Below are 6,608 nucleotides of genomic sequence, written 5' to 3'. Positions count from 1 at the left end.
GGCGTGTTTTGGGGGTGAGGTAGGTGGTGAGGTCGCGTGCGGTGAGGTGTTTTTTGAGGTCGGTTATGGTGATTTTTTCGTAGTCGCGGATGGTTGTGCCGAGGAGTTGTTTTGCGGCGGTGTAGAGGTGGTCGCGTCCGAGGATTTTTTCTGCGTCGGTTGCGCGGAGGTGGACGAGTTTTTGGTGGAGGTCGGGGTGGTCGGTTTGGAGTTTGGGGATGTTTACTTCGTAGTAGGTTTGTTCGGGCCAGATGATCTGGTATTCGGTGCTTTGGGCGTTTTCGTTGCGGATGGTTTGGATGTCGGTGTGGTATTGTTCGATGAAGCCGAGGTGGAATTCTTCGAAGATGTAGGCGAGGTCACGGCTGTGGAGGGCGGCTTCGTAGGGGTCGGCAGGGCGCGGGTGGATGCGGGGGAGGGTGGTTGCGAGGAAGGGTTGCGGGTCGAATGGTGTGTAGGTCATGGTCTGGTTCCTGATGGTTTTCTGGTGGTCTGCGGGGTGGTGCGGGTGCGGATGAGGTCGCGTGCTTCGCTCCGGAGCTTGATGTAGCTGGTGACGAGAGCGAGTTCTTGTTCGCTGACGCGGATTGCGGTGTCTGCGGTGCAGGCGGGACAGCGGAGTGTGTTGTGCTGGGTGCCGGTGCCGCAGCCGGTGATCTCTTTTCTGATGAGGGTGAAGGCGGTGCCGCAGGCGGGGCAGCAGTAGGTGTCGCCGTAGTAGCGAAGGGGTTCTTCATTCATAGGCGGTTTCCGGGGTGGGTGTGGTGTGTCATGGTCGGGTGTTTGGTGAAATGCGGGTATTTCCGTTGTTCGGGTTTCTTCATAGGGGCAGGATGGGGAAAGAATAACGCGAGATTTCTCAGATAATGACGCAGATGACGCAGATAATAACGCAGATAACGCAGATGCGCCTGACGGCGCGGCTTCGCTCATCGCATTTGCTCTTCGTCGCTCGCCTTCCCGTCCGAGCGGACGGGCGGCGTTGCTGTCGCAAACGCGACGGCAAATGCTCGCGAAGCTTCCACTCATTTACTATCCTGCGTCGGCTTCGCAAGCATTTTTAGCCGCGTTTGCGATAGCGACCCACGAAGTGGGGAGTAGAGCAAGACGTCCGGGCTTGTGATAGCGACCCCCGAAGTGGGGAGCGGAGCACGGCTCTGCCGTGCGATAGCGACCCCGAAGGGGGAGTAGAGCAAGACGTCCGGGCTTGTGATAGCGACCCACGACGTGGGGAGCGGAGCACGGCTCTGCCGTGCGATAGCGACCCCAAAGGAGGAGTAGAGCAAGACGTCCGGGCTTGTGATAGCGACCCCCGAAGTGGGGAGCGGAGCACGGCTCTGCCGTGCGATAGCGACCCCCGAAGGGGGGAGTGGAGCACGGCTCTGCCGTGCGACAGTAACGCCACCCGTCCGCCCGGACGGGAAGGAGAGCGAGGATACGCAAATGCGGTTTGTGGGGCGAGCGCGATTCGCGTTTCTTTTTCTGTGTTCTGCCCACATTGAAGATACACCAACTTCCTTAGATCATTTCGTGTTCTGATTCCCGTACTACCTCAAGCGCGAGGTCGGCGCGGTGTCTGCCGAGTTGTTCTGCGTGGATGGTTTCGTAGATCTGTGTCCATGTTTTTAGTTGTTCGTGAGATGGGATGAGGCCGGTTCGGTCTGCCATGGCTGTCTCGATTTCGTTCTGTAATAAATGAAAGGCGAGTTGCGCGCCGCGGGAGGCGATGACGGGGAAGGCGAGGTCGGTGAGGATGTCGAAGTACGTCTGACGGAGGCGGTCTTCTTTGGTCATGCGGTTTTTGTGCCAGGCGATCCAGTCTGCGGTTGCGGGGTCGAGGTCGCCGGACGGTACGTGATACTTTGTCTGCCAGCCGTAGAGGGTGACGCGGATGATGGCAGTGAGGTAGGCACTGGTACTGGGGAACTGCATTTTTTTGATGATGGTGTCGAAGTTTTGATATTCTTCGTCATTGATAAATGCATAGAGGGAGCGTCGTTGATGCGGGGTCTGATGGTTCATGATGGGGGTGGGTTGTGTTTGTCTGTATGGTGAGCTCAGAGCTCAGAGCTCAGAGCTCACTTTCAACGGGAGAGGAGGAGTGGGGGAAGCGGCGGCATGCGCTCTTCTTCTGTATCCTTCTTGTTTTCTTTTACACCCTAACGCACATCTACATATGTTTATATGCAATTAATGACAAATATATAACACAAGAGAGTTATCACGGAGCACATTCATGGATGATAGAGAGTGTGCGGGATTTTTTTTCTCGGTGTTGTTTGTCAATGATGTTCGTGAGCTCTGAGCTCTGAGCTCACGTGTCAGGACATGGTGCTGATACCGATACGGTGATATGATCACTGATCGTAGAGAATAGTGTCTGTTCCTTTTGTTCCTTGCAGGGTTGAAATCGGACAGACACGTTTTCTGTGCTGTTTTTTTCAAGAGCTTCCGCTTTTTTTATGAGGTCTCCTTTGTTGTTTTTTTCTTTGTGCAGAGACTCTCTGCCGTGTCCGGCATGGGAGGTTCTGCGTGTCCCTGTTGTGCGCCGTGCGGCGGTGCAGGATGCACTGCCGCTGCTGCCGGCTGTTGTGTCCGCGGGAATCCGGGGGAACATCCGTGCCTCAGAGGCTCTGTTCGTTCGTGAGCGTGAGAACTTACTTGGGACGAGTGCATCTGGGAGGTATGCGTCCCACCGGAGCGGATGTGCCGGGTTCGGTGCGGACGGTGTTCCGCAGGGTGTCTGCGGGGTCAGCCGTTCGATGATAGATTGTATGGTGCTGGTATTATTTGAATGTGTGCCGGCGGTAGTTGCGGCGGGTGTTCATCTGCGGCAGCTGCGGGAGGATTGTTTCTGCGCGGGGGGTACGTCGGGAAAAAAACAGGGGATATGAATCCTCAGTTAATAGGATATAACACCCCACATGATATTAAAACTATCTTCAATAATTCTTTGAAATGGAAAGAACGTTCAATGCGCACGGAATTGTATGCATTGGAAAACCTAATTTGTGCTCAATAGATTTTTATACCCAACAATATTCCTGACATTTTTTGCATACGGAAATTGTTTCTTTTCCCGCGCAAACGAAATTCATCCGGCAAATTGTACATTCAGGGAATAATCCGAGTTATATCCTATTAACTTAGGATGTAATGGTCTCCCCACGTATGCGGAAGCGGTTGTTTCTGCCTGCGTTTCCACCGCTCCTGAGGAGGAATTTCATGAGTTTATGTAATTACGGGGCAAATCGTCCCCATGATTCTTTAGCGGAGCTTTGGCGGAGCGGTGTGGTGCTGCTCGCGGCTCTGCTGCTGGTGTGTACGCTGATGGCGGGAGCTGTCAGTGCGGCTGGGTTATCATATTCACAAACAGATGGTGTGCTGTATGAGATCACCGCCCCCGGGGAGTACACGCTTTCTGCTGATATTACTGAAAATGGAAGCAATGAGACGCTGATTCTCATCAATGCTGATGGGGTGACTCTGAATGGTAATGATAAAACCATTACCGGTTCCGACTCCACGAAGTATGGTATCCGGGTTGCCTCTGGCAAGGAGAATTTCCAGATCAAGAATTTCCAAAACATTACGAATGTGCACATTGCCGGAATCTGGGCAGGAAGTAATAAATCCACGGCATGGGATATTGGTTCTTCCACAATTAGCGGTGTCACCATTGGGGATGTAACTGCCCCGGGATTCACTCCCAAAGACACGACGAATCCAAATCCGGTCACAAATCTGACCTACGGTGTGACCGTGTACTCCATCGGATCTGGTACATTAACCGTGTCCGATGTGCATATCAAAGGGAAAATTCACGGTGATGGATCTGCCGGAATTGCCACGCATGTAACCAATGGGGATTTAACGCTCCAACGGATTTACATTGATTCCACGGCGAACATTATCTCGGAATGGGGTGGTGGTAATAAGGATCAAAATGGAAGAACATATTACAATGCTCATGGAATTCTGGCTTGGGCATTTGGTACCGGAAAGGTTACGGTTTCCGACTCCCTGGTGACCGGAACAATCAAGGCTGTGAAAGGAAATTCCTTTGGTATTGACGAACAGACACAGTCCGGAGCAACCGGACAGGGTCTGATTGAGAACTGTATCATCTCCGCAACATTATCCGGAAACTGGGCCTATGGTATTGCAGTTGCCGTGATTGAGGACGGTACGACCATAGTTCAGAACTCCGTCGTGAATGCGACATTGCAGGGCTCTGCCATGTCCGAAGCGATTGGTATTTTTGATAACGTCAATAAGGTAGTGGCTACGAATGTCGTTTCACGAACCGCTACCATTCAGAATAACATCTTGAATGCCACGTATTCCTTAGGTAACACCAAGACCGCAGTCCGGTTCTACAGTGGGAACACCCTCAGCGGCCTCACCATAAACCTGAAGGAAAACACTCTGTCGGTGGACTCCCAACCGGCGTATTTCTTCCATGGTTCCGCAACGAATATGGACTCGGTTACCCTCAACGTGGAAGACAACACCCTCCCGGTCAGTCAGGCAGTTTTCTATGATAATGACGCATCTAAACCATTCTATACCGGAATCGTGGCAGGCAACAAGGTTACCGGGACACCAACACCTACATACCTCGCAACTGACAACACAAAAGCCCGTTTCTCCAAGATTACCTGGGGCCTGACTCCCAGCGAGAATGTTCCGGGCGTCGCGTGGACCGGCGATACCGCGAACGGTTACACGCTTGCCATCAGTGAGAGCGGCAGCTACAAGCTGATGAAGGACGTCAACCTCAAATCGATGACCGTCTCCGCGGATAATGTCGTCATCGACGGCAACAAGGATGCAGGCGTAACGATCACCGCTAAGAGCGGAGACAGTCCGGTAATCAAATCCACCGGTACCGGTGTTACGCTGCAAAATCTCAAGGTAGTCGGCACCGGTGATTTTGCTCAGGGTAAATTCATCGAACTGACCGGAACAAGTACCACTCTGAAAGACAGTGTTATTGATTTCAGTAAAGCGAAGACAACTGCGTCCTCATCCTTCCACACCGTGTATCTAAGTGGTTCATCCTCCAAAATCTTGGATTCGACCATCAAAGCCGGGGCCTCAGAGACAAGCAGCAGCCAGTGTATTGTTGTGCAGGGTAAGAGCGGGACGTCTTTATCCAGCATTGAGATCACCGGAAACACTCTCGTGCCCAACACTGCGACCGTGTATAAGTCGGACGATACAAAGGTTAGTTCCGGCAGTATCGGGGTAAGAATCGCTGCCCATGTTACGGATGTAACCATCAAGGACAACACCATCACCTGCGAGGTTGATGCAGACAAAACCTCCATGAACAACGGTATCGCCATTGACAGCGTGAACCAGGCAGTCACCGTAACCGCAAACAACAACAAGTTCACGCTCTCCGGCAATGCTGCAAAACTGGAGAGTAGTAAGAAAGGTCAGGTCGGCGGCTTCGGCAACGTCTTCTACGTCAACCCCGACAAAGGTATCAGTACCAATGCCATCACCATCAATGCCAACGGCAACACCGTCAACGGCGGAACCTACTTCCTCTACGCAGACAGTGACAATGGTGCAGTAACATCAGAAGTCAAATTGGAAGGTACCATCAGCGCAAACAGCTTTGGTGCAATCTCCGGCAAAGCATATCAGGTAACGCCGGTTGAAGTCTCAGGTTTCTCTGTTACCTCCACAATTACTTGGTCCGACAACGTCGAACCCGCTGTTCCCGACGTCCCCAAGGTCACGCCAACCATTGACACAGAAGGAAATACTGTTGTAACACCAAGTACGCCGGAGGATACCACGTTTTCGGAGGAAACCCACACCGCGACCATTGGTAACGCAGACACGAGTCCCGCGGTCATTCAGATCTCCGGCGATGGAGTGAAACATGATTCGACCTCCGGTGCCATCACTGTGCCTGAAACTGCCGAAATCAAAGCAGTTTACAAGGAAGCTCCCGTAGATGCTCCGGCCACTGTCGGAACGACAACATATCAGCTCAACATTATTCTCACAGAAGTTGATACTGAAAACCTGCCGACCATCAGCCCGGCATTTGATGCAGCGAAGGCGAATCTTGTCCCCTCAGGATACACGGTCGCCTCCATGATCACCGCAACAACCAATGTAGCGGAAATTAACCAGAAAATCGGAACGGGCGGAATCCAACTGACCTTCACCGTACCGGCGGCATGGGTGAATGCCATTGGTAAGTCCAGACTTGCAGTTTTCCATATTAAAAACAACAAAGCTGAGCCTGTTTCGATGACGAGCATTCAGTCAGAGGGTAATTACTTCAAGATTACCATCAAGGCCGACAACTTCTCTACCTATGCACTCGCCGGATACACTTCCTCACAGGCATCATCCTCCGGCAACACGAACAACGCCTTCCGTGTTCTCTTCGACACCCAGGGCGGCAGTTACGTCAGCCCCGCGACCGGCCTCTCCTACGGCGATAAAATCAGCCAGCCCGCCAACCCCGTCAAAGACGGCTACACCTTCGGCGGCTGGTACAAAGACGCAGCATGCACCCAAGCCTGGAGCTTCAGCGACAGCATCCCGGGCGACATGACCCTGTATGCAAAATGGACGTC

General features: G+C 52.7%; 5 protein-coding genes. 2 read left to right on the top strand and 3 right to left on the bottom strand.

All coding sequences use genetic code 11. From position 1 onward, the window contains the following. The 3 genes from O0S10_RS10205 to O0S10_RS10195 all read right to left on the bottom strand — a co-directional run. Positions 1-463: hypothetical protein (locus tag O0S10_RS10205; protein ID WP_268925780.1), on the bottom strand; the 463-nt coding region annotated here is incomplete at its 3' end. Further along, positions 460-741: a hypothetical protein gene (locus tag O0S10_RS10200; protein WP_268925779.1), complete on the bottom strand. Its 282-nt coding sequence runs from the start codon at positions 739-741 to the stop codon at positions 460-462. The genes O0S10_RS10200 and O0S10_RS10205, both read right to left, overlap by 4 nt. Positions 742-1,518: 777 nt before the next feature. Then, on the bottom strand, positions 1,519-2,022 hold the full coding sequence (locus tag O0S10_RS10195; protein ID WP_268925778.1) for a hypothetical protein: 504 nt from the start codon (positions 2,020-2,022) through the stop codon (positions 1,519-1,521). A gap of 467 nt (positions 2,023-2,489) precedes the next feature. Here O0S10_RS10195 and O0S10_RS10190 point away from each other — a divergent pair, with 467 nt between their 5' ends. Continuing rightward, on the top strand, positions 2,490-2,894 hold the full coding sequence (locus O0S10_RS10190) for a hypothetical protein (protein ID WP_268925777.1): 405 nt from the start codon (positions 2,490-2,492) through the stop codon (positions 2,892-2,894). 331 nt (positions 2,895-3,225) lie between these two features. Continuing rightward, the coding region (locus O0S10_RS10185) for an InlB B-repeat-containing protein (RefSeq protein WP_268925776.1) at positions 3,226-6,608 on the top strand (3,383 nt) is incomplete at its 3' end.

It is taken from the genome of Methanocorpusculum petauri, from assembly GCF_026891975.1.
Classification (GTDB): Archaea; Halobacteriota; Methanomicrobia; order Methanomicrobiales; family Methanocorpusculaceae; genus Methanocorpusculum; species Methanocorpusculum petauri.
Note: the sequence above shows the minus strand (reverse complement) of the source record. Positions and strands in the feature narration are given on the sequence as shown.